This window comes from Diaphorobacter sp. JS3050 (genome assembly GCF_013154915.1).
Classification (GTDB): Bacteria; Pseudomonadota; Gammaproteobacteria; order Burkholderiales; family Burkholderiaceae_C; genus Diaphorobacter; species Diaphorobacter nitroreducens.
On the sequence record NZ_CP053553.1, the window covers coordinates 542,229 to 564,277 of the forward strand.

The window sequence follows — 22,049 nt, forward strand, 5'->3', positions numbered from 1 at the left end:
AAGGAAGAATTGCCATGTTCCAGAAAACGCCTGAATCCCTGCGCCTGACGCTGCGTGCGCTGGCGCACCTGCTGGGCTATCCCGATGCCGCGCTGCGTGCGAACGCGCCGGCACTGCTGGACGCGTTGCGGCTGGAGCGCGCCCTGCCCGAGGCGCGCATGCAGGAGATCGAAGCCCTGTGCCGCCAGCTGTGTGCCATGGAGCCCTACGAGGCCGAGGCGCGCTACGTCGACACCTTCGACCGCGGCCGCCAGACCTCGCTGCACCTGTTCGAGCACGTGCACGGCGACTCGCGCGAGCGCGGCCCCGCGCTCATCGACCTGATGCAGACCTACGAGAAGGCCGGCCTGCAGTTCGATGCGCAGGAACTGCCCGACCATCTGGCGGTGGTGCTGGAGTTCGCCTCCACCCAGCCGCCGGCGGTGGCGCGCGAATTCCTCGGCGAGATGGCGCACATCCTCAATGCGCTGTTCACCGCGCTGACCAGCAAGGGCAACCCCTACGCCTGCGTGATCGCGGCGGTGCTCGAAGTCGCCGGCCAGCGCGTGCAGGCCGTCGCCATCGCGCCCGAGCCGGGCCTGGACGACGCCTGGGCCGAGCCCGAAGCGTTCGACGGCTGCGCCACCCGCGGCCAGAACCGCCCGGACCAGCCCCAACCCCTGCATTTCGTGCGCAACGCACGCGCCAACTCGTCCCAAGGAGCCTCGGTATGACCGCCTGGATCGACAACCTCTTGTTCGGCCTGTACCCCTACATCTGTCTGGCCGTTTTCTTCATCGGCAGCTGGGCGCGCTTCGACCGCGACCAGTACTCATGGAAGAGCGACTCCTCGCAGCTGCTGCGCCGCGGCAGCCTGCGCTGGGGCAGCAACCTGTTCCACGTGGGCGTGCTGGTCCTGTTCTTCGGCCACTTCGTGGGCATGCTCACGCCGCACGCGCTGTACGAGCCCTTCATGAGCGCAGGCGCCAAGCAGATCATGGCCATGGTCGTGGGCGGCGTCGCCGGCACCCTGGGCTTCATCGGCGTGACGCTGCTGCTGCACCGCCGCCTGACGGATGCGCGTATCCGCGCCACCTCCAAGACCAGCGACATCCTGCTGCTGTGGGTGCTGTGGGTGCAGTTGGCCCTGGGCCTGGCGACCATTCCGCTGTCGGCGCAGCACCTGGACGGCTCCATGATGATGCTGCTGGCCGAATGGGCGCAACGCATCGTCACCTTCCGCGGCGGCGCCGTGGAACTGTTGGCCAATGCCGGCTGGGTGTTCAAGGCGCACATGTTCCTGGGCATGACCGTGTTCCTGATCTTCCCGTTCACCCGCCTGGTGCACGTGTGGAGCGGGTTTGGCACACTGGCCTACATCACGCGCCCGTACCAACTGGTGCGCGCCCGCCGCATGAACCTGCCCGCAGGCCACAACCAGCCGGGCAATCGCAACGCGCTATGAAGTAAATAGCTGCCAGCGCTTGCTGGTAGCGGGCTGGAGGCCAATTTCGCTTGAAATCGGCTTTCGGCCTCCCAGCCTCCAGGAGAACCCCATGAGCAACACCACCTGCGGATCGGGCGGCTGCGGCTGCGCCGGCAGCACCGACAACCTCCCACAGGAAGACGCCGCCCCGGTGGCCCGCATCAATGGCGTGCCTTTGCACGCCGACGGCGAGATCCTGCCGCCCGATGCACTGCGCCAGCGCGCCTGCACCGAGCTGCTGCGCCAGCAGGCGCAGCGCGAGGGGCTGTTGTCGCAAGACGACGCGCCGGGCCTGGACGGCGCCACCAGCGCCGAGGCATCGCAGGCCATCGAGCGCCTGCTCGACCAGGCCCTGCAAGTGCCCGAGCCCTCCGAGGAGGCCTGCCGCCGCTACCACGCCGCCCACCCGACGCTGGGCGGGCAGGGCGAGCGCGTGCGGATGCGCCACGTGCTGTTCGCGGTCACCCCGGGGGTGGATGTGAAGCTGCTGCGCCAGCGCGCCGAAGGCGTGTTGCTGGATCTGCGTTGCGCTGACGATGACGGCGCGCGCTTTGCCGCCGCGGCGGGACAGTGGTCCAACTGCCCCAGCGGGCAGGAGGGCGGCGATCTGGGCTGGCTGTCGGCCGAGGACTGCGCGCCCGAGTTCGCGCGCGAGGTGTTCGGCACGCAGGAAGTGGGCGTGCTCTCGCGCCTGGTGCACAGCCGCTTCGGCCTGCACGTGGTCGAGGTGTGCGAGCGCCAGCCGGGCCAGGAGCTGCCCTTCGAGCAGGTGCGCGCCAGCGTGGCGCTCATGCTGCGCCAGCAGGCGTGGGTCAACGCGCTGCGCCAGTACCTGCAGCTGCTGGCGGGCGAGGCCGAGGTCGAGGGCGTGCACCTCGATGCGGCCGATACGCCGCTGGTGCAGTAGCGCCAGGCAGGGGAGACACCCATGCCTGACGACGAGCTGCTGCAACGGCTGCGCCGCTTCCATCTGGATGCCTTCCCCCAATACCGCGAGCAATTCCAGACGCTCGTGGACGAGGGGCAACACCCGACGACCCTGTTCATCGGGTGCTCGGATTCCCGTCTGCTGCCCTACCTGCTGACGGGGGCAGGACCGGGCGAGCTGTTCCTGGTGCGCAACGTGGGGGCCTTCGTGCCGCCCTACGACGGCTCCTACGGCCACCACGGCACGGCCGCCGCCATCGAGTTCGCGGTGCTCGAACTGCATGTGAGCCGCATCGTCGTGTGCGGCCACAGCCACTGCGGCGCCATCAAGGCGCTGTATGGCGAGGTCTCGCCCGAGGCGCGCAACCTGCAGCGCTGGCTGGACCTGGGCCGCGAGGCCGCGCTGCCCGTGCAGCCCGGCCCCGAAGCCCTGCGCCGCACCGAGCAGCGCGCCGTGGTGCTGCAACTGGAACGCCTCATGGAGTACCCCATGGTGCGCCGCCGCGTCGAGGACGGCAGCATTGCGCTGCATGGCTGGCACTACGTGATCGAGGAGGGCGAGGTCCACGTGTTCGACGTGGCCACCGGCGGCTTCGTGGCGGCGTCCAAGGCCAAGAGCAGCGGCACGGGCCCGTATGCGCCATATGTGGAACATGATGGGCAAGTGCTGGTGGATTGAGGTGCACGCTGGCCACACTGGGCGAGGCCCACGCCCATGACTGAAGCGCGGCGCCGCACCGTGCCCCTGCGCAGTGAGCCCGCCGCGCCGGGCCGGCCCTCGGCCGAGGCGCTGGCGCGGCTGGACCGGCGCTGGCGGCCGCGCTACCTCATGCTGGCGCCGCACCGGCTGGGGTTCTTCCTGGCGATGCTGCTGCTCATGGCCTCGGGCCTGTGGTGGGCTCTGGTGCAGATCGACCGCGTGAGCGGGGCGCTGGCATTGCCATACGGTGTGGCGCCGTCGCTGGTGCACGCGGCGGTGATGACGTTTGGCTTCATGCCGCTGTTTTTCGCCGGCTTTCTTTTCACCGCGGGACCCAAGTGGCTGCATGTCGAGCCCTGGCCGGTTTCCCGCGTCATGCCGCCCCTGCTGCTGCAGGCCGGCGGCTGGCTGGTGTGGCTCGCCGGCGGTTCCTGGGGGCTGTTGGCGGCGCTCGCCGGCTGCGCTGCCGCGTTCCTCGGGTTGGCGTGGATGACGGTGCTTTTCATCCGCCTGGTCCAGCGCAGCACGCTGCAGGACCGTTTGCATGCGCGCGCCATTGCCGCGGCCTGCCTGGTGGGATGCGTGTGCATCGCGGCGCTGGGGCTGAGCCTGGCCGGCGGCCGTGGCGACCTGGCGCGTGCCTGGGTGCTGACCGGGCTGTGGGGGTTCGTGGCCGCGGTCTTCGTGGTGGTGGCGCACCGCATGATTCCTTTCTTCACCTCGGCCGTGCTGCCCATGGTGCAGGCATGGCGCCCTTTCTGGGTTCTGTGGCTGATGCTTGCCGCGGTGGTGGCCGAGGCGCTTGCCGTCTGGCTGCCGTGGCTTGGCTGGGCGCCCGCGCTCGACACGGGCGGGCTGCTGGTGCGTGGCGCGCTGGAGTTGTCGGCGGGGGCCGTGCTGCTGTGGCTGGCCTACCGCTGGGGCCTGCTGCAGAGCTTGGCGCAGCGCCTGCTGGCCATGCTGCACATCGGCTTCATCTGGCTGGGGCTGGCCTTCGTGGGCCATGGCTTGGCGCACGGGGTGCAGGGTCTCTACGGCAGCGCTGCCGGGGAACTGGGCGCGCTGCATGCGCTCACCATGGGGTGCCTGGGCGCGCTCATGCTCGCCATGGTCACGCGCGTGTCCTGCGGCCATGGCGGCCGCGCGCTGGTGGCGGACCGCCTGGTCTGGACGCTGTTCTGGGTGCTGCAACTGGCGACCGTGGTGCGGCTGGCGGCGAGCGCGCCATGGCCCTGGTCGCCCGTGCTGTTGGCCGTCGCGGCCCTGCTGTGGGCTGGCATCATGGCGGTGTGGGGCCTGCGCCTCATCGGCTGGTATGGCCGGCTGCGCGCCGATGGCCGGCCGGGGTGAATGCCATGGAACAGGAGAGACCGGTGCCTCCACAGGCCTTGAACAATGCATCCGCCACGGCGGAACTGGCCGCCGCGCTGCTGCAGGCGCGCCAGACCATCCTGCCCAAGCGGCTGGGCGCGCCGGGGCCGGACGCCGCGCAGCTGCAGGCCATATTGGCCGCGGCCGCGCATGCGCCGGACCATGGCTGTCTGCTGCCCTGGCGTTTTGTTGTGGTGCCCGACGCGGCCCGCGCGGCGCTGGGCCAGGCGTTTGCCGATGCGCTGCGCGAGCGCGACGCGCAGGCCACGCCCGAGCAGCAGGAGCAGGCGCGCGAGAAGGCCCTGCGCGCGCCCGTTTTGCTGCTGGTGGTGGTGGACGAATGCGGGGGCGATCCCGAGATCGCACCCAGTGAGCGGCTGGTGTCCGCGGGTTGCGCGGTGCAGAACCTGCTGCTCATGGCGACCGCGCTGGGTTTGGGCTCGGCGCTCACCAGCGGCAAGGCGCTGCAGTCGCAGGCGCTGCGCGGGCTGTTCGCGCTGGGCGAGGGCGAGCGCGCGCTGTGTTTCGTGAGCGTGGGAACGGTCGTGTCGCGCAAGCCCGTGCGCGCGCGGCCCGTGCCGGCGCAGTATGTGGGCACGCTGGTGCCCGGCCGGGGCGTGCAGCCTTGGCCGCAACAAGGGGAATGAATGCAAGTGAAAACCGAGATCAACAGCTTTGACGACCTGCTGCGCGCCGCGCGCAGCCACCGCGAGCGCCAGCGCCTGCTGTTCGTGTTTGCTGGCACAGAGCTGCCCGACGAGGCCACGCCGGAGCAGCGCGAGCGCTTCGCGCAGGGCGAGGGCGGGGTGCTGGTGCCGCTGATGTGCGTGGACAAGCTGCCCGAGGAGCTGGAGTCGTTCGACGCGCTGGTGCGCGAGTCGCAGCAGTTCGAGCAGCCGGGCCAGCCCTGGCGCCTGGTGTTCACCGCGGCGCTGTCGGGCACGGCGGCGCAGGCGCCGTCCGACGACGACGCCGACAAGGTGCTGCGCCGCATGGTGGAGGCCGTGAAAACGGGCGCTTTCAGCGCCTATCTGCCCTTCAACCGCGACGGCCAGCCCGTGCGGCTGGGCTGACGCCATGGCCAGCCGTGTGTCCCTGCCCGGTCTGCACACGCCAGGCGCGGGCTTTGACGAGCCGTTCGAGATGCTGGGCGCCTGCCATGACCGCGTACGCCGCTCGCTGGACCTGCTGCAGCGCCTGCGCGACTACCTCAAGACGCACGCCTGCGACGACTCCGCCCGCCAGGCGGCGCGCGACGTGCTGCGCTATTTCGACATCGCCGCCCCGCTGCACCACGAGGACGAGGAACTCCACGTCTTCCCGCCCCTGCTGGCCGGTGGCGACGCCGCGCTGACGGACCTGGTGCGCCAGCTGCAGCGGGACCATGTGCTGATGGCCGAACGCTGGGCTGCCGCGCGCGTGGGGTTGCAGGCGCTGGCCGACGGGGCCGTGCAGGCGTTCACGCCGCAGCACGAGACGGCCTTGGACCGGTTTGCGCAGTGCTACGACGATCACCTGCGCCATGAAGACGACCGCATCTATCCCGCCGCGCGCGCGCTGCTGGACGACCCCGCACAGCAGACCATGGGGCAGGAGATGGCGCGTCGCCGCGGCGTGCGTTGATCGCTATTAAAATATGAGCTGCTACCGCTTGATGGATAAGCGCTAAAGCCATTTTTCATCTGGATCGGACGGGCGGCTGCGCGCCGCTGTTCGTCAGCGGGCGGCCCCCAAAAAGAAGGCGCCGTGGCCTAGGCCACGGCGCGCTGTGCCCTCACGGGGCGGCGACCCGCCGGGGGCGACCCGCCGGGGGCGGACCGCAACGGGGGCCTGGCCCCCGAAACTCTGGTGCCGCGTCAGTGCACGATCACCGGGTTCTGCGCGAGCCCGACATAGCCATCCAGCGTGTCCTCCACCTCTTCCTGGGTGGGCGTGTTGCGCTGCCAGGCCAGGATCTGCTGCTGGAACATCTCGGCCCAGGAGCCATCCAGGTACACCTCCTTGCCGGAGCGCTTGTCCACGATCTCGAAGCCATGGCGCACCAGTTGTGGAACGGCGGGCGTGGCGGCGTCGCTGGCGCTGTCGGGGGTTGCGTCTGCCAGCATGTGGACCACCACAAAGGAGTCGGAGTCGTAGAGCATATTCATGGCGTGTCCCCCTATCGGTATGCCTGTCAGATTGCAGCGGATCGGTAGAGTTCAAGCCCCCGCGCCCCGCTGCTGTGACCAGTATTCCACGGAAAAGGGGCCGTGGCGGCCTTCGTGCGCGGTCGCGGCCTTGTCCCACGCCGGAACGCGCCCGCCGCCCGCGGCAAATGCCGGCATCAGGGCGTGTCGTGATGGCTCAGGGACAGGTCGGCGAAGTCGCCGTTGGCCTGCGTGAGGCGGATGCGCACTGGCAGATAGCCCATGTCCGTGCCCAGCCAGAGTTCGGCCTTCTGGTCGTAGCGCTGGTCGGGGCGGGGCAGGCGCTGCAGCTTGAGCGCGGGCGTGCTGCCGGCGGGCAGCTCCAGCGTTTGCGGCCCTTCCACGGTGAAGGTCCAGCGCTCGGCGCTGCGCGCACCCACGGTGGTCAGCGTGATCCGGGTGCCAGCGGGGTAGCGTTCGGGCGCGGCGGCCAGCAGGGCGCCCAGCTGGATGAACACGCTCAGCCGGTCCTGGGCGCCGCTGCCGATGGCCGCGCGCGGGGCGTTGGCGCTGAAGATCACCTCGCCGCGCTCGAAGTCGAAATGCGCTGCGCGCTCGCTGCGCGACTTGTCGCCGAACCGCGTGGGGCGCAGTCCTTGCGGCGTGATTTGGCCCACGCTGCTTTGCGAGCGCGCTCCCAGCAGGAAGGCCTTGATCTGCTGGCGCGCCTCGTACTGCGTACCGTCCTGGCGCCACAGCAGTTCGGCACTGGCGTTGTAGTGGAACTTTTTCACCTCGCCCGTCACGTCGAACGCCAGCCGCGCCGAGGGCGGCAGGCGTACCGTGGGCGGTTCGGTGCCGGCCACGGCACCCGCGGCGCCAGGGGGCAGGATTTCCACGCCCGCGGTCAACGCGGGCGCTTCCTGCGCCGGCTGCGATGCGGCGGCTGGCGCGGACGCGCTGGAGGCTTCGGCCATTGCGGGCATGGCCGGATCGCTGGCCGGGGAGAGGGGGCGGAGGGTGCCTGGGGCGCCGCGGCGTCCGCCGACACTTCGGGGTTTGGGGTGGAGGAATCGGCCGGCACCTCGGCAGGGGGCTCCGCGGGCGAGGGTGCGGCTTGCGCGGGCGCCTCCATGGCTGGTGCGGGCTCAGGGTGCTGCGTGGGAGGCGGTGCCTCCACGGGCGGCGGCGGTGGCTTGCGCACGGGACGGGGGCGCGGCTTGGGGCCGGCGGCGGCACTGGCGCGGCCTGGGGTTCCGGGGGAGGCGGCGGTGGAGGCGGGGGCTCCACCATCCGCGTATGGAAGGCCAGCCGCTGCGGCGCGCCCTGGTCCGTGCCGCCCAGCGGCAACCCGACCAGTACCAGCCAGTGCAGGGCCAGTACCACGGCGGTCAGCAGCAGCAGGGCGCGGCGCGGCATGCGTTCAGCCGGGTGTGGCGGCGTGACCCAGGTCGCGCGAGAGCTGCTCGGCCGCGGCGCGCAGCGGGGCCTCTATCGCACCGCCCCAGGCGGCATCGAACGTGGCGGCGGGGCCCAGCGTGGTGATGGCCAGGGCCAGGTGGCCGCCGGCGTCGAACACGGGTGCGCAGAAAGCGTGGATGCCCGGCAGCAGCGTGTCCAGCACCCGCGCGCAGCGGCGCTCGCGCACTTCGCGCAGCAGTGCCTGCACGCCGGCCTCGTCGTGCGGCAGGTCGGCGCGGCCCTGGCGGGTAGCGAGCGCGAGTTCCTCGGCCAGCAGCGCGGCCGTTTTCTCGCGTGGCAGGTAGGCCGCAAAGCAGCGGCCCGTGGCGGAGCTGAGCAGCGGCATCACGTCGCCCAGGCGCAGGTTGGCCGTGAGCGCGCGTGGTGCCTCCTCCCAGTGCACGATGGTCGGGCCATGGTTGCCCCAGACGGCCAGCGCCAGCGTGTGGCCCAGCGCATCCATGAGTGGTGCCATGCGCTCGCGCGCCAGCCGCATGGCATCAAGGCGTGTCAGCGAAGCAAGCCCTAACTTGAGTGCCGCAGGGCCCAGGTCGTAACGGGCGTTGCGGGCGTCCTGCACCACCAGGCCCAGGCGCTGAAAGCTCACCAGGTAGCGGTGGGCCTTGGCGGCGCTCATGCCGGCCTCCTGCGCCAGGTCCTTGAGCATCAGCGGCCCGCGGGCGCGCGACAGCGCGTCCAGCAGCGCGAACCCGACCTCCACCGACTGAATGCCGACGCGTTCCTTGTCCATCTGCACTAGAATTTTGGAGTTTTGTTTAGTTAAATCAATTCACTGGATCGTAATTTGTGCCAGGCGAGAGGGCTCGCGCGGCGCAGGCGATGCATTCACCCGGAGACCCAGGCCCATGAAACTTGCTACCTACAAAGACGGATCGCGCGACGGCCAGCTTGTCGTGGTGTCGCGCGATCTGGGCACGGCCCATTATGCGACCGGCATTGCCAGCCGCCTGCAGCAGGTGCTGGACGACTGGAACTTCATGGCGCCCCAGTTGCAGGACCTGTACGACCAGCTCAATGCCGGCCGCGCGCGCCATCCGTTCCCCTTCGATCCGCAGCAGTGCATGGCGCCGCTGCCGCGCGCCTACCAGTGGGCGGACGGCTCGGCCTACATCAACCACGTGGAGCTGGTGCGCAAGGCGCGCAACGCCGAGGTGCCCGCCAGCTTCTACACCGATCCGCTCATGTACCAGGGCGGCAGCGACGACTTCATCGGCCCCTGCGACGACGTGGTGGTGCCCAGCGAGGCCATGGGCATCGACTTCGAGGCGGAGATCGCCGTCGTCACCGGCGACGTGAAGATGGGCGCCAGCCCGGAGCAGGCCCTGGACGGCATCCGCCTGGTGATGCTGGCCAACGACGTCAGCCTGCGCAACCTGATCCCGGCGGAACTGGCCAAGGGCTTCGGTTTCTTCCAGTCCAAGCCGGCGACCGCCTTTAGCCCCGTGGCGGTGACGCTGGACGAGCTGGGCGACGCCTGGCAGGGCGGGCGCGTGCACCTCACGCTGCAGTCCACCTGGAACGGCCGCAAGGTGGGCATGTGCGACGCGGGGCCGGAGATGACCTTCCACTTCGGCCAGCTCATCGCGCACATCGCCAAGACACGCAACGTGCGCGCCGGCTCCATCGTGGGCAGCGGCACGGTGAGCAACAAGGACTGGGCCAAGGGCTACAGCTGCATTGCCGAAAAGCGCTGCATCGAGACCATCCAGGACGGCCAGCCCAGCACCGAGTTCATGCGCTATGGCGACACCATCCGCATCGAGATGAAGAACAAGGCCGGCCAGAGCCTGTTCGGCGCCATTGACCAGACCATTGCCGCGCCGCAGTAGTTTGAGGTCATTTTGGGCCGTAGCGCTCGTCCACCAAGCGCGAGCAGCTATGAATAAAAGAGCAAGGAGACAACCGATGGAACGCAGAACCTTCCTGGCGGCCTGTGCCGCCACGGCAGCAGCGCCGTGGGCGCGTGCCGACACGGGCTATCCCAGCCAACCCATCCGCTGGGTGGTGCCCTACCCGGCGGGCGGCGGCACCGACGTGCTGGCGCGCACCGTGGCCGAGGCCATGCGCGGCGGGCTGGGCCAGCAGATCGTGGTGGACAACCGGCCTGGCGCGTCCACCAACATCGGCAGCCAGATCGTCGCCACCGCCAAGCCGGACGGCTACACCGTCATGTCGGCGGACAACGCGCTGCTGGCCTACAACGAGCACCTGTACCGCCGGCTGCCCTTCCACCCGGACAAGGACTTCACGTACATCGGCGGGCTGTCGCGCTTTCCTCTGGTGCTGGTGGTGAATCCGGCGTTCGCGGCGCAGACCTTCCAGGATTTCCTGGCCCATGTGAAGGCCCGCCCCGGTCAGGTGAACTACGCCTCGCCCGGCAACGGCTCGCCGCACCACCTGGCGATGGAGCTGTTCAAGCACCGCACGCAGACCTTCCTTACGCACATTCCCTACCGCGGCGCGGCCCCGGCGGTGCAGGACGTGATGGGTGGCCAGGTGCCCTGCATGTTCCTGGACCTTGCGGCCGGCCTGCCGGTGATCCAGTCGGGCAAGGTGCGTGCGCTGGCCATCGGCGCCGCCCGGCGTGCGGCCGCGCTGCCGCACGTGCCCACGCTGGCAGAGGTGGGCGTGGCCGATGCCGAGGTCTATGCGTTTCAGGGCCTGCTGGGCCCGGCCGGGCTGCCGACGGCCATCACCGCACGGCTGAATGCCGCGCTGAACCAGGCGTTGGCCGCGCCCGAGGTGGTGGAGCGCATGCGGGCCTTTGGCATGGAACCGCTGGCCGGCACGCCCGAGCAGTTCCACGCGCTGGCCCGCGCCGAGGCGCGGCGCTGGGGGCCGGTCATTGCCGCCACGGGCGTGAAGCTGGATTGAGGTTTGGTGCCAAAAGTGGCTGTAGCGCTTGACAGTCAAGCGCTATCAGCTCACTTTTTGATAGTTAAGAGGCCAGCGGCTCCACCTGCACCCGGCAGTCGTAGAACGTGGGCCCCGCGCCCAGGTCGGTCAGGGCCTGGCTGGTCAGTTCGTTCACGTTGGTGCCGTTGTGGCCCAGCTTGCGCCACCACACGCCCAGGCCGTTCACCACACCGGGACGGGCGCGCCCGTTGAGCGCGGCGTGGCAGGCGTAGCTGCCGCGGTCGTTGAACACGCGCACCAGGGCGCCGTCGGCAATGCCGCGCGCCGCAGCATCTTCGGGGTGGATCTCCAGCAGCGGGCGGCCTTCGATGTCGCGCAGGCTCTGCAGGTTCACGAAGGTGGAGTTGAGGAAGTTGCGCGCCGGCGGCGAGATCATGGCCAGCGGGTAGTCGGCCGAGGTGCCCGCGCCCTCGTGGTTGGGCACGTAGCCGGGCAGCGGGTCCAGCCCCTGGTCGGCCAGCCGCTGGCTGTAGAACTCGCATTGGCCCGAGGGCGTGGGAAAGCCGCCGTCGGCGAATGGCGCATCGGGCACTGGCAGGGGCGCGAAGCCTTGTTCCAGCAGCAGATCGAAGTCCACCCTGTCGCCATAGGCCTGGCGGCACAGCGCCTCGTCGCTGTCGGCAAAGCAGGGTTCGGTGAAGCCCATGCGCGCTGCCAGGTCGCGGAAGATCTGCGCATTGCTGCGCGCCTGGCCCTGGGGCGCAATCGCGGGCCGGTTGAGCAGCACGTCGGTGTGGCCGTAGGCCAGGTGCACGTCCCAGTGCTCCAACTGCGTGGTCGCGGGCAGGATGTAGTCGGCGTAGTCGGCCGTGTCGGTCTGGAAGTGCTCCAGCACCACGGTGAACAGGTCCTCGCGCGCAAAGCCGCGCACCACTTGGCGGGAGTCGGGCGCCACGGCCACGGGGTTGCTGTTGTAGACCACCAGCGCCTCGATCTTCGGCCCGAAGCTGGGCGAGGCGTCGCGCAGCAGGTCGTCGCCGATGGTCACCATGTTGATGGTGCGCGGGCTGCGGCCCGCCAGCAGGTCGGGGCGCTGCAGCGCGGCCCGGTCCACGGGGAAGCTGCCGGAGCTGGACAGCAGCACGCCGCCCGCGCGGTGGCGCCAGGCGCCCGTGAGTGCCGGCAGGCTGGCGATGGCGCGCACCGCGTTGGCGCCGCCGTGCGCGCGCTGCACGCCGTAGTTCAGGCGGATGGCGGCGGGCCGCGTGGTGCCGTAGTCGTGCGCCAGCCGGCGGATCTGCTCCACGGGCAGGCCGCAGACCTCGGCCGCGCGCTCGGGCGGCCACTGCAGGGCGCGCTCGCGCAGTGGCTCCCAGCCCAGTGTGTGCCGGGCGAGGTAGTCGTGGTCCAGCCAGTCGTGCACGATCAGTTCGTGCATCAGCGCCAGGGCCAGCGCGGCGTCGGTCCCCGGGCGCAGCTGCAGGTGCTCATGGCATTTCTCGGCCGTCTCGCTCTTGCGCGGGTCGATGCAGACCAGGCGCGCGCCGTCGCGCTTGGCCTGCTGCGCGATGCGCCAGAAATGCAGGTTGCTGCCGATGGAGTTGCTGCCCCAGATCAGGATGAGCTGGGCCCCGGCGAAGAACTCCACCTTCATTCCCACCTTGGCACCCAGCGTGTGCACCAGGCCTTCGCCGCCGGCCGTGGCGCAGATGGTGCGCGCCAGCAGCGACGCGCCCAGGCGGTGGAAGAAGCGCCGGTCCATGCTCTCGCCCTGCACCAGTCCCATGGTGCCCGCGTAGCTGTAAGGCTGGATGGCCTGGGGGGCGCGCGCGGCGATGTGCGCAAGGCGCGCCGCGATGTCCCCCAGCGCTTCGTCCCAGCTCACCGGCGTGAACTGCCCGCTGCCCTTGGGGCCCGAGCGCCTGAGGGGCGTGAGGATGCGCTCGGCATGGTGGGTGCGCTCGGCGTACTTCGACACCTTGGCGCACAGCACGCCGCCCGTCTGTGCATGGGCGGGGTTGCCCTGCACGCGCACGGCGCGGCCGTTCTCCACGGCGGTGAGCAGGGCGCAGGTGTCGGGACAGTCGTGGGGGCAGGCGCCGCGCACCTGGAAGGTGGGGGAGGCGCCAGGAACGGGTGTCGGAAGCATGTGTGGGGACTTTGGTGAGGGGTGGGCCGGGGGAAACGGGCTTCGGTAAACTTCGCGCCGGGCACTCCGTTTAACGCAGTGCCTTATTTATTTCAATAATGGTTTACTCTGAGGGTTTTCTATGCATTCATCGCGGTTGAGCCGCCGGCAATTCTCGGCAGGAATGGGCGCGGCCCTGCTGACCGGCGCATCCCTGACGCGCGCGCAGAGCGAGACGCGCATTGTGCTGGGCCAATCCGCGGCCCTGACCGGGGCTGCCAGCCAATTGGGCCTGCAGTTCCAGGCGGGTGCCAAGCTGGCGTTCGACCAGGTCAACGCCCAGGGTGGCATCGGGCGGCGCACCATCGAGCTGCGTTCGCTGGACGACGGCTATGAACCCGACCGCTGCGCCGAGAACACGCGCCGCCTGATCAATGAGGACGTGCTGGCCCTCTTTGGCTACGTGGGCACGCCCACCAGCCTGGCTGCGCAACCACTGTTCACGCAGGCCAAGGTGCCATTCTTCGCGCCCGTCACCGGCGCGGAATCCCTGCGCCAGCCGCTCAACCGCCTGGCCTTCCACGTGCGCGCCTCCTACGCGGACGAGGCCGAGCTCATCGTGCGCCAGCTCACCAACCTGGGGCTGGACCGCATCGGCGTCTTCTACCAGGACGACGCCTATGGCAAGGCTGGCCTGGACGCCGTGACCCGCGCACTGGCCACGCGCAAGCTGGCGCCCGTGGCGACCGGCACGGTGGCGCGCAACTCCGCCAACGTGACGGCTGCCGTGGCGCCGCTGGTGGCGGCGCAGCCCGTGGCCATCGTGCAGATCGGTGCCTATGCCGCCAGTGCGGCGTTCGTGCTGGCCGCGCGCAAGGCGGGATACGGCGGCAAGTTCTACAACGTGTCCTTCGTGGGCACGCAGGCGCTGGCGGATGCGCTGGGCGCCAACGGCGCGGGCGTGGTGGTGTCGCAGGTGGTGCCTTCGCCCTACCAACAGTCGCGCCAGATCACGCGTGAATTCCAAGAGGCCATCAAGAAGGGCGGCAACGTGCAGGCCAACTACTCCAGCATGGAGGGCTACCTGGCCGCGCGCGTCTTCATCGAGGGGTTGCGCAACGCGCAGGCGCACGCCAGCGGCAAGCTCACGCGCGAGAGCCTGGTGGCGGGGCTGGAATCCCTGCGCGGTTCGGTGGGCGGTTTTACGGTCAACTTCAGCCCGTCCGACCATGAGGGCTCGCGCTTCGTGGAGATGTCCATGCTCACCGGCGACGGCCGCGTGCGCACCTGAGCGCTCCTCGCCCGCCGGCGCCATCGGCGGGTCGCAGGGGCTTCGGGCCCGCTTCGGCGCGGATCGGGGAGCACGGCTAGACTGTGGCATTCCCAGGACGACAGGCCCGATCCCCATGAACATCATCGACTCCATCGCCCGCGAAGCGGCCGCCATCGCCGAGGTGCGGCGCGACATCCATGCCCATCCCGAACTGTGCTTTCAGGAGGTACGCACGGCCGACGTGATCGCGGCCAAGCTCACCGAATGGGGCATCCCCATCCACCGCGGCCTGGGCACCACCGGTGTGGTGGGCATCGTGCACGGCCGTGACGGCGGTGCCTGCGGCCGCGCCGTGGGCCTGCGCGCAGACATCGACGCCCTGCCCATGCAGGAGTTCAACACCTTCGCCCATGCGAGCAAGCACCAGGGTCGGATGCACGCCTGCGGCCACGACGGCCACACCGCCATGCTGTTGGCGGCGGCGCAGTATTTCTCCAAGCACCGCGACTTCGACGGCACCGTGTATTTGATCTTCCAGCCGGCGGAAGAGGGCGGCGGCGGCGCACGCGAGATGATCAAGGACGGCCTGTTTGAGCGGTTCCCCATGCAGGCGGTGTTCGGCATGCACAACTGGCCGGGCATGCCGGCCGGCAGCTTTGCCGTGAGCCCCGGCCCGGTGATGGCGTCAAGCAATGAGTTCAAGATCACCATCCGCGGCAAGGGCAGCCACGGCGCCATGCCGCACATGGGCATCGACCCCGTGCCCGTGGCCTGCCAGATGGTGCAGGCGTTCCAGAACATCATCAGCCGCAACAAGAAGCCCATCGAGGCGGGCGTGATCTCGGTGACGATGATCCACGCCGGCGAGGCCACCAACGTAGTGCCCGACAGCTGCGAGCTGCAGGGCACGGTGCGCACCTTCTCCACCGAGCTGCTGGGCATGATCGAGCGCCGCATGCGGCAGGTGGCCGAGCACACCTGCGCCGCGTTCGAGGCGCGCTGCGAATTCGAGTTCGTGCGCAATTACCCCCCCACCATCAACTCGCCGGCCGAGGCCGAGTTCGCGCGCCAGGTGATGGTGGGCATCGTGGGTGAAGACAAGGTGCTGGCGCAGGAGCCCACCGGCGGCGCGGAGGATTTTTCCTTCATGCTGCAGGCCAAGCCGGGCGCCTATGTGTTCATCGCCAACGGCGACGGCGACCACCGCGCCATGGGCCACGGCGGCGGTCCCTGCACGCTGCACAACCCCAGCTACGACTTCAACGACGCGCTGATTCCGCTGGGCGGCACCTATTGGGTGGAACTGGCGCGCCAATGGCTGGCACAGCCCACGGCCTGAGAGGCTCCGGGTCCCCGTGAGGCGGCATTCACACGGCTGACATGCCCAGGCTCCACCGTTGCGCGGTGGGGCCTTTTTTACATGTCCAAAGGGGGTTTCGATGATCGGTATCCCGCAGGCGTTCGCCGCAAGTTACGCACAGGCGCGGGCCCAATTTGTTGGCGCCGCGGCAGTGGCCGGCCTGGCGCTGCAGCCGCAGGTGCATCCGCTGTGCGGCCCCAACGGCGAGACGCTGGCGCTGGACGTGCTGCGGGATGGGCCGCTTGACGCGCACCGCCTGCTCATCGTGAGCAGCGGCTGCCACGGCGTGGAGGGCTTGTGCGGCAGTGGCGTGCAGGTGTTCGCGCTGCAGGATGGCGAGTGGCGCGCCAAGGCACGGGCGCAGCGTGTGGCCGTGCTCTACCTGCATGCGCTCAACCCTTACGGCTTTGCCCACCTGCGCCGCGTGACACACGAAAACGTGGACCTGAATCGCAACTTCGTGGACTTCAGCCAGCCGTTGCCGGCCAACCCCGCCTACAGTGCGCTGCACCCCGTTTTGTTGCCGCCCGAATGGCCGCCCGGCGAGGCCAATACGCAGGCCTTGCTCGATCTGCTGAATGCGCGCGGCTTGCAGGCGCTGCAGGCGGCGATCACCCGCGGGCAGTACCAGCACCCGGACGGCCTGTACTTCGGCGGCACGGCGCCCACCTGGAGCAACCGCACGTTGCGCGCCGTGCTGCGCCGCGAGGGCGCGCGCGCCGAACGCATCGCCTGGGTGGACCTGCACACGGGCCTGGGGCCGAGCGGCCATGGCGAGCGCATCCATGCGGGGCGCGACGAGGCGCAGGCCCTGGCGCGTGCGCGCCGCTGGTGGGACGGGGGTGGCGCCACGCCGGTCACGTCCACCGAAGACGGCTCCTCCACCTCTGCTCCGCTCACGGGGCTGATGTGCCACAGCGCCTATGACGAGTGCCCGCAGGCGGAGGTCACGGCCCTCACGCTGGAGTTCGGCACGCAGCCCGCGCCCGCCGTGCTGCAGGCGCTGCGGGCGGACCATTGGCTGCACCGGCATCCCGAGGCATCGCCCGCCCTGGCCGCGCGGGTCCATGCCCAGATGCGCGAGGCCTTCTACACCGACACCGACGCCTGGAAGGGCCAGGTGATCAGCCAGGCGCGGCAGGTGCTGTTCCAGGCCGTGGATGGGCTGTGCATGGCGTGATCCTGGGGAGGCTTTAAAAAAGAACGGTCGTTCGTGTTTTGACTACACTGTGCGGCGATACCAACCCTGAACCGGAGACACTCCATGTCCGATCTGAACGCCACCTTCGAGGCCGCCGTGGCCAATTCCAAGAACCTCAGCGAGCGCCCCGACAACCCGACGCTGCTGAAGATCTATGCGTTGTACAAGCAGGCCACCGCCGGCGACAACGCCGAGAAGAAGCCGAGCTTCTCTGACATCGTGGGCCGCGCCAAGTGGGACGCCTGGGAAAAGCTCAAGGGAACGTCCGGCGACGCGGCCAAGCAGCAGTACATCGACTTGATCGAATCCCTGCGCGGCTGAGCGCTGTGGGCCCGCCAGCGTGCGGGCCAACCGTCCCCCAGGCCGCGAAGCCGCAGCAGGCACGCGGGGGCGGGCAACGCGGCGTCAGCCTCCGCCGTGGGCCACCCGGGGCGGCTGTGGCGCCAGCGCCTGCAGCGCGGCGGTGCGCTCGGCCTGCGGCGCCTGGGCCAGCGCCCGCACGGCTGCATGAAAGCGCGGCCAGTCGCGCCCCTCGCGCTCGAACAGCGCCATGAACGCGGGCACCCCTTCGTCATAAGCCGCCTGCGCGGCGAAGCTGGCGTTGTTGGCATCGCGCACCCAACGGTCCAGCGCCGCCAGCTGTGCCTCGGGGACGTGTGCGGCCAGCCAGCGCGCGCGCAGCGTGGCATAGGCCGCGCGGAAGTCCTGCATTGCTTCTTTTTTAATAGCTGATAGCGCTTGATGGTCGGGCGCTGCAGCCCCATTTGATGCATAAATCTCGGCCAGCCGCTGGCGCGTTGCCTGGGTCAGCGCGCGCCATTGCGCGCGGCGCTCCTCGCTGGCCGCGAACTGGGCGCGGGTGGCCGGGGTGGCGTGCTGCTGCAGCCAGCGCTGCACGCCCAGCCGCTCCACTGCCGTGGCGTAGGATTCGTTGAACGCGGTATCGCCCTCGGCATACGCCACCTGGTGCGCCAATTCGTGCAGCAGCAGCCGCACGAAGTCGCCCTCGGGCCAGCCGATGAAGGTGGACAGCAGCGGGTCGCCTCCCATCCAGTTGCTGTAGCCCAGCGTGGAATACGCGGGTACGCCGTACACGCTGACCTCCAGTCCGGTGGCCGCCAGGCGCGCGGCCTCGGCCCGTGCGCCGGGCTCGTCGAAGTAGCCGCGGTAGCCGATGCAGCCGGTGATCGGAAAGCACCAGCGGTGCAGCGTGAGCGAATAGGGGCCCGCCGCCACCACGTTCCACACGGCAGCCGTGCGGTCCAGGCGCGCATAGCGGCGGTAGCTGGCATTGTCGGGCAGGGCCAGCTCGTCCACCGCGAACGCCCGGACGCGCTGGGCCAGCTGCAGCCGCTCGCGCAGCGGCGCGGAGGTGTCGGGGTGGGTGATCCACTCCTGCACCGGGCGCGCGGCGTTCATGATCTCCAGGTGCCCGCGCAGGGACTGCCAGTAGTAGCCCAACGTGCCGCCCGACTGGGCGCAGCCGCCCAGCAGCAGCGCGGCTGCCAGCAGCGGCCACGGGCGCCGGGGCGATGGGGTGGATGTGCTCATGGTGGCGGAGGCGGGTGCGGCCAAGCATAGCAAGACGTTCTTGCGCCATGCGACCCAACCCCCACAATGCCCCCATGCTCGAAACCACCGAACCCTCCCCCCCAGACGAGGCCAGTGGCCTGTTCACCGACGAGGGCGGCCATGCGCGCTGCTTCTGGTGCCGCGCCAGCCCGCTGTACCGGCACTACCACGACCACGAATGGGGCTTCCCGGTGACGGACGAGCGCCGCCTGTTCGAGAAGCTCTGCCTGGAGGGGTTCCAGGCCGGCTTGTCGTGGATCACCATCCTGAACAAGCGCGAGGCCTTCCGCGCGGCGCTGGCGCAGTTCGAGGCCGAGCCGCTGGCGGACTTCGGCGCCGCCGAGGTGGACCAACTGATGGGCAACGCCGGTATCGTGCGCCACCGCGGCAAGATCGAGTCGGCCATCAACAATGCGCGCCGCGTGCTGGAACTGCGCCGCGAGTTCGGGTCGCTGGCGCACTATGTGTGGCGCTATGCGCCCCTGGCCGCGCAGCAGCGGCCCGAGCGCATGACGCTGCCTGCGGTGCGTGCGATGACCACCTCGGCGGCGTCGGTGGCGCTGTCCAAGGATTTGAAGAAGCGTGGGTTCAGCTTCGTGGGTCCGACCACCATGTATGCCTTCATGCAGGCCATGGGGCTGGTCAACGACCACCTGGAGGGCTGCGGCGCACGCGCTGAGGCAGAGGCCGCGCGCGCCGCGTTCACACCCCCCGCTGCGGGCTGATGCGCGCCCCAAAGCCGGCTTAAGGCCTGCTCACGCTATTCGCACTGGCGAAAATAGTGTGAACAGGCCCTAGACCACCGCGTCGGACCGGACCACGATGTGGTCAAACCCCAGATGGTGCAGGCACTCGCGCAGGATGAGCAGCGTGGCCGCGAAGGCGTTGTCCTGCGCAAGGGTGTCCTGCGTGGCGGGGCGCCCCAGGCTGAGGGCGGCCAGGCGGTTGAAGGTGTGCTCCACCGCTTCCAGCGGCAGGCGCAACTCCGGCTGCGCCGGTAGGCCCGCAGCCAGCGCGATCTGGCGTATGCCGCCGTCGGCTGTGTAGAGCGTGGAGCCGGGCGCCAGCAGGTCGCGCACCGGCATCACCGCATCTTCCACCAGCATGATCGCGTGCTCCATCTCGGCCTCCGTGGGCGGCTGGTGGGCAAAGCAGGTGGCGGCCGTCACGCGCGCGCCGATGTCCAGCGTGCGCAGCAGCGCGGGCGCGTCTGCGGCGCCGCTCAGCAGCCGCGTGTGCGCGCCACCGATGTGCAGCGTGGTGAGGGCGTCGGCCATGCCCTCGGCGCGCAGGGCCTGGTACAGCGCGGCGGCATCTTCGGGAGACAGTGGCGCGGGCGTCTGGGGCATGGGGCCTTCCGGTAGCGGGAATGCGGCGATGGTGCGGCACGGGCGGCGTGCAGTGCCGCCCATGAAAAAGCCCTCCGAAGAGGGCTTGCAGGCTAAGCCGGGCAAAAAGGGGCGATCAGCCGCCCTGGTTGGCGCGCTTGCCAGGGTTTTTCTTGCTGCGCGTGGCCACGCCGCGCTCCAGGCTCACGCGCTGGCCGCGGCCGTGGGTGGTCACTGCCATGCCGGGCATGGGGGTGGGACGGGGAGTGCGCTTGCGGTCGGCTTCGGTGACGATTTTGTTGCCCATGATGGCTCCTGAAATGAAAACGGTGAAAACTCCCTATTAGGCCATAGCCGCGAGCGCCCTTCCAAGGCCGAGGGGTGTGCCAGCCGTGATACCAAATATGCTATTAATAAATGAGCTGGTGGCGCATGTCTGGCGGGACATCCACCGCAATTTTGCCGCGCCATTGCCGGTGGCGGTGCGCGCGGCACCTGTCAGACAGCACCTTGCCGGCATGTCGGCCAGCGCCCATTGACGGGCCTGCCCGCGCCCTTCAAGAATGGCAGTTGTCATGGAGACCGAGGGACATGTCATGAAGCATCTGCTCCACTCCCTGGAGGCCAGCCTGGCGCTTTCCCCTGTAGGGGTAGCTGTCGAACTGCCCGACGGCGCGCGCCTGGGTGACGCCAATGCCGACCTGCGGTTGCGTTTTCGCGACCGCATGGCCGTGGTGGCCCTGGCCATGGGCGAGATTGGCAACGTGGGCGCGGCCATCGTCGAAGGCCGCGTAGCGTTGGAAGGCAGCATGCGCCAGTTGATGACGGCGGCCGCGGCGCTGCTCAAGCAGAACCCCACGCACGAGGGACCGGCGACTGGGTGGCAGCGCGTGTTGCTGCGTGCGCGTTCGATGGCGGCGCACACCCTGTCCCATGACGCACGCAATATCCAGTTCCACTACGACCTGTCCGACGACTTCTACGCCCTGTGGCTGGACCCGCGGCGCGTCTATTCCTGCGCCTATTACCGCACGCCTGACATGAGCTTGGCCCAGGCACAGGAGGCCAAGCTGGACCACATCTGCCGCAAGCTCCTGCTGCGTCCCGGCGACCGCTTCCTGGACATTGGCGCCGGCTGGGGCGGGCTGCTGCTGTGGGCCGCGCAGGAGTATGGCGTGGACGCCACGGGCATCACGCTGTCGCGCAACCAGCATGCGCATGTGCAGCGGCTCATCGCGGAGCGCGGCCTACAGGGTCGTGTGCGCATGCAGTTGCTGGACTACCGTGAACTGCAGGTGGAGCAGCCGTTCGACAAGATTGCCTCGGTCGGCATGTTCGAACATGTGGGCCGTTCGCAGATGGAGCGGTACTTCGCCACCGTGCACCGTCTGCTGCGCCCGGGCGGCCTGCTGCTCAACCACGGCATCACGTCGGGCGGGCTGGACAACCCCCGGCTGGGCGCCGGCTTGGGCGATTTCATCGAGCGCTACATCTTCCCCGGCGGCGAACTACTGCATGTGAGCGCGGTGCTGCACGACATGGCCCGGGCCGGGCTGGAGATGGTGGACACGGAGAACCTGCGCCCCCACTACGCCCGCACGCTGTGGGCCTGGTCGGATGCGCTGGAGGCCCGTCAGGACGAGGCGCGCAGCGTGCTGGTCGCGCAGCACGGCAAGGAACGCGGCGAGAAGGCGCTGCGCGCCTACCGGCTGTACCTGGCGGGCTGCGCCCTGGCCTTCGAGCGCGGCTGGACCGCGCTGCACCAGATGCTGGCCGTGCGGCCCACGGGCCACGTGGAAGATGGCGTGCTCAAGGGTGCGCAGTCCGACTATCCTTTCAGCCGCGCCTACATGTACGAAGGCCCTGCGGCCACCCACTGATCCTTTGTCCTGGAACTTCGATGCTTTTCAAATTCAAATCCCGCGCCACCGCCGACGTCATCATGCTGGAGCCCAATGGCAAACAGCTGCTGGAGATCATCGGCAAGTCGCCGAATGAGCCGCACGGCATCATCACCGCCGCGCAGATTCCTGCCGCCATCCGCGCGCTGGAAGAGGCGGTAGCGGTTGAAGAGGCCGCTGCAGCGGCCACCGCCCCGGACGAGGACGATCAGACCGAGGAAGAGGCCCCTCGCGGCGACGGCGTGCGCCTGCGCCAGCGCGCGGCGCCCTTCATCGACATGCTGCGCCGCAGCGCCGCCGAGGATTGCGACGTGGTCTGGTGACGCGCAGCGCGCCCTGGCGGGCGCGCGCATCCGCTC

24 protein-coding genes are annotated in these 22,049 nt (G+C 69.7%); 17 read left to right on the forward strand and 7 right to left on the reverse strand.

What is annotated here, in order from left to right; all coding sequences use genetic code 11:
* Nucleotides 1-14 precede the first annotated feature (14 nt).
* From narJ to HND92_RS02660, 8 genes are all read left to right on the forward strand, one after another.
* Nucleotides 15-713: a nitrate reductase molybdenum cofactor assembly chaperone gene (gene narJ / locus HND92_RS02625; RefSeq protein ID WP_011803898.1), complete on the forward strand. Its 699-nt coding sequence runs from the start codon at nucleotides 15-17 to the stop codon at nucleotides 711-713.
* Complete coding sequence (gene narI / locus HND92_RS02630; protein ID WP_172205673.1) at nucleotides 710-1,444, forward strand: respiratory nitrate reductase subunit gamma; 735 nt, start codon at nucleotides 710-712, stop codon at nucleotides 1,442-1,444. Before narJ ends, narI begins: the two co-directional genes overlap by 4 nt.
* A 91-nt stretch (nucleotides 1,445-1,535) precedes the next feature.
* Nucleotides 1,536-2,372, forward strand: coding sequence for a peptidylprolyl isomerase (locus HND92_RS02635; protein WP_172205677.1), 837 nt, complete (start codon nucleotides 1,536-1,538; stop codon nucleotides 2,370-2,372).
* 21 nt (nucleotides 2,373-2,393) lie between these two features.
* Nucleotides 2,394-3,071, forward strand: coding sequence for a carbonic anhydrase (locus HND92_RS02640; RefSeq protein WP_011803901.1), 678 nt, complete (start codon nucleotides 2,394-2,396; stop codon nucleotides 3,069-3,071).
* Between the two features lie 36 nt (nucleotides 3,072-3,107).
* Nucleotides 3,108-4,442, forward strand: coding sequence for an NnrS family protein (locus tag HND92_RS02645; protein WP_172205679.1), 1,335 nt, complete (start codon nucleotides 3,108-3,110; stop codon nucleotides 4,440-4,442).
* Nucleotides 4,443-4,447: 5 nt separating this feature from the next.
* Nucleotides 4,448-5,110, forward strand: coding sequence for a nitroreductase family protein (locus HND92_RS02650; protein WP_172205681.1), 663 nt, complete (start codon nucleotides 4,448-4,450; stop codon nucleotides 5,108-5,110).
* Nucleotides 5,111-5,536: a hypothetical protein gene (locus HND92_RS02655; RefSeq protein WP_011803904.1), complete on the forward strand. Its 426-nt coding sequence runs from the start codon at nucleotides 5,111-5,113 to the stop codon at nucleotides 5,534-5,536. It abuts the gene before it with no gap.
* Between the two features lie 4 nt (nucleotides 5,537-5,540).
* Nucleotides 5,541-6,086, forward strand: coding sequence for a hemerythrin domain-containing protein (locus HND92_RS02660; RefSeq protein WP_172205683.1), 546 nt, complete (start codon nucleotides 5,541-5,543; stop codon nucleotides 6,084-6,086).
* Nucleotides 6,087-6,319: 233 nt separating this feature from the next.
* Here the strand turns inward: HND92_RS02660 and HND92_RS02665 are convergent, their stop codons facing one another.
* From HND92_RS02665 to HND92_RS02675, 3 genes are all read right to left on the reverse strand, one after another.
* Nucleotides 6,320-6,610, reverse strand: a complete 291-nt coding sequence (locus tag HND92_RS02665; protein ID WP_011803906.1) for a DUF3567 domain-containing protein — start codon at nucleotides 6,608-6,610, stop codon at nucleotides 6,320-6,322.
* A 176-nt stretch (nucleotides 6,611-6,786) separates the two neighbouring features.
* Nucleotides 6,787-7,566, reverse strand: a complete 780-nt coding sequence (locus HND92_RS19260) for a DUF3108 domain-containing protein (RefSeq protein WP_253940093.1) — start codon at nucleotides 7,564-7,566, stop codon at nucleotides 6,787-6,789.
* Between the two features lie 446 nt (nucleotides 7,567-8,012).
* Nucleotides 8,013-8,801, reverse strand: coding sequence for an IclR family transcriptional regulator (locus HND92_RS02675; RefSeq protein ID WP_172205685.1), 789 nt, complete (start codon nucleotides 8,799-8,801; stop codon nucleotides 8,013-8,015).
* Nucleotides 8,802-8,916: 115 nt separating this feature from the next.
* On the opposite strand from HND92_RS02675, the gene HND92_RS02680 reads away from it, so the two are divergent.
* Nucleotides 8,917-9,900 (forward strand): fumarylacetoacetate hydrolase family protein, encoded by a 984-nt coding sequence (locus HND92_RS02680; protein ID WP_011803909.1) that lies wholly within the window; start codon nucleotides 8,917-8,919, stop codon nucleotides 9,898-9,900.
* Nucleotides 9,901-9,976: 76 nt separating this feature from the next.
* Nucleotides 9,977-10,945: a tripartite tricarboxylate transporter substrate binding protein gene (locus tag HND92_RS02685; RefSeq protein ID WP_172205687.1), complete on the forward strand. Its 969-nt coding sequence runs from the start codon at nucleotides 9,977-9,979 to the stop codon at nucleotides 10,943-10,945.
* A gap of 64 nt (nucleotides 10,946-11,009) precedes the next feature.
* On the opposite strand, the gene HND92_RS02690 is transcribed toward HND92_RS02685, so the two are convergent.
* The gene (locus HND92_RS02690) at nucleotides 11,010-13,076 is read right to left on the reverse strand and encodes a molybdopterin-dependent oxidoreductase (protein ID WP_172205689.1); all 2,067 of its coding nucleotides are present in this window, start codon (nucleotides 13,074-13,076) and stop codon (nucleotides 11,010-11,012) included.
* A 121-nt stretch (nucleotides 13,077-13,197) separates the two neighbouring features.
* On the opposite strand from HND92_RS02690, the gene HND92_RS02695 reads away from it, so the two are divergent.
* The 4 genes from HND92_RS02695 to HND92_RS02710 all read left to right on the forward strand — a co-directional run bounded on the left by HND92_RS02695 (nucleotide 13,198) and on the right by HND92_RS02710 (nucleotide 17,210).
* A complete protein-coding gene (locus tag HND92_RS02695) occupies nucleotides 13,198-14,346 on the forward strand; it encodes an ABC transporter substrate-binding protein (protein WP_172205691.1) in 1,149 nt (382 codons plus the stop codon).
* Nucleotides 14,347-14,461: 115 nt separating this feature from the next.
* Nucleotides 14,462-15,667 carry a M20 aminoacylase family protein gene (locus HND92_RS02700; RefSeq protein WP_172205693.1) on the forward strand — a complete coding sequence of 402 codons (1,206 nt, stop codon included), beginning with the start codon at nucleotides 14,462-14,464 and terminating at the stop codon, nucleotides 15,665-15,667.
* Between the two features lie 100 nt (nucleotides 15,668-15,767).
* Nucleotides 15,768-16,868, forward strand: a complete 1,101-nt coding sequence (locus HND92_RS02705) for a M14 family metallopeptidase (protein WP_172205695.1) — start codon at nucleotides 15,768-15,770, stop codon at nucleotides 16,866-16,868.
* 84 nt (nucleotides 16,869-16,952) lie between these two features.
* A complete protein-coding gene (locus tag HND92_RS02710) occupies nucleotides 16,953-17,210 on the forward strand; it encodes an acyl-CoA-binding protein (protein ID WP_011803915.1) in 258 nt (85 codons plus the stop codon).
* Between the two features lie 84 nt (nucleotides 17,211-17,294).
* Here HND92_RS02710 and HND92_RS02715 read toward each other — a convergent pair whose 3' ends face one another.
* Nucleotides 17,295-18,440 (reverse strand): aminopeptidase, encoded by a 1,146-nt coding sequence (locus HND92_RS02715; protein ID WP_172205697.1) that lies wholly within the window; start codon nucleotides 18,438-18,440, stop codon nucleotides 17,295-17,297.
* Between the two features lie 74 nt (nucleotides 18,441-18,514).
* Here HND92_RS02715 and HND92_RS02720 point away from each other — a divergent pair, with 74 nt between their 5' ends.
* Complete coding sequence (locus HND92_RS02720) at nucleotides 18,515-19,186, forward strand: DNA-3-methyladenine glycosylase I (protein WP_172205699.1); 672 nt, start codon at nucleotides 18,515-18,517, stop codon at nucleotides 19,184-19,186.
* A 69-nt stretch (nucleotides 19,187-19,255) separates the two neighbouring features.
* Here the strand turns inward: HND92_RS02720 and HND92_RS02725 are convergent, their stop codons facing one another.
* A complete protein-coding gene (locus HND92_RS02725; protein WP_253940094.1) occupies nucleotides 19,256-19,810 on the reverse strand; it encodes a hypothetical protein in 555 nt (184 codons plus the stop codon).
* A gap of 115 nt (nucleotides 19,811-19,925) precedes the next feature.
* Nucleotides 19,926-20,096, reverse strand: a complete 171-nt coding sequence (locus HND92_RS02730; RefSeq protein ID WP_011803919.1) for a hypothetical protein — start codon at nucleotides 20,094-20,096, stop codon at nucleotides 19,926-19,928.
* 289 nt (nucleotides 20,097-20,385) lie between these two features.
* Here HND92_RS02730 and HND92_RS02735 point away from each other — a divergent pair, with 289 nt between their 5' ends.
* Nucleotides 20,386-21,669 carry a class I SAM-dependent methyltransferase gene (locus HND92_RS02735; protein WP_011803920.1) on the forward strand — a complete coding sequence of 428 codons (1,284 nt, stop codon included), beginning with the start codon at nucleotides 20,386-20,388 and terminating at the stop codon, nucleotides 21,667-21,669.
* Nucleotides 21,670-21,689: 20 nt separating this feature from the next.
* Nucleotides 21,690-22,013, forward strand: coding sequence for a DUF1840 domain-containing protein (locus HND92_RS02740; RefSeq protein ID WP_011803921.1), 324 nt, complete (start codon nucleotides 21,690-21,692; stop codon nucleotides 22,011-22,013).
* The last annotated feature ends 36 nt before the right edge of the window (nucleotides 22,014-22,049 follow it).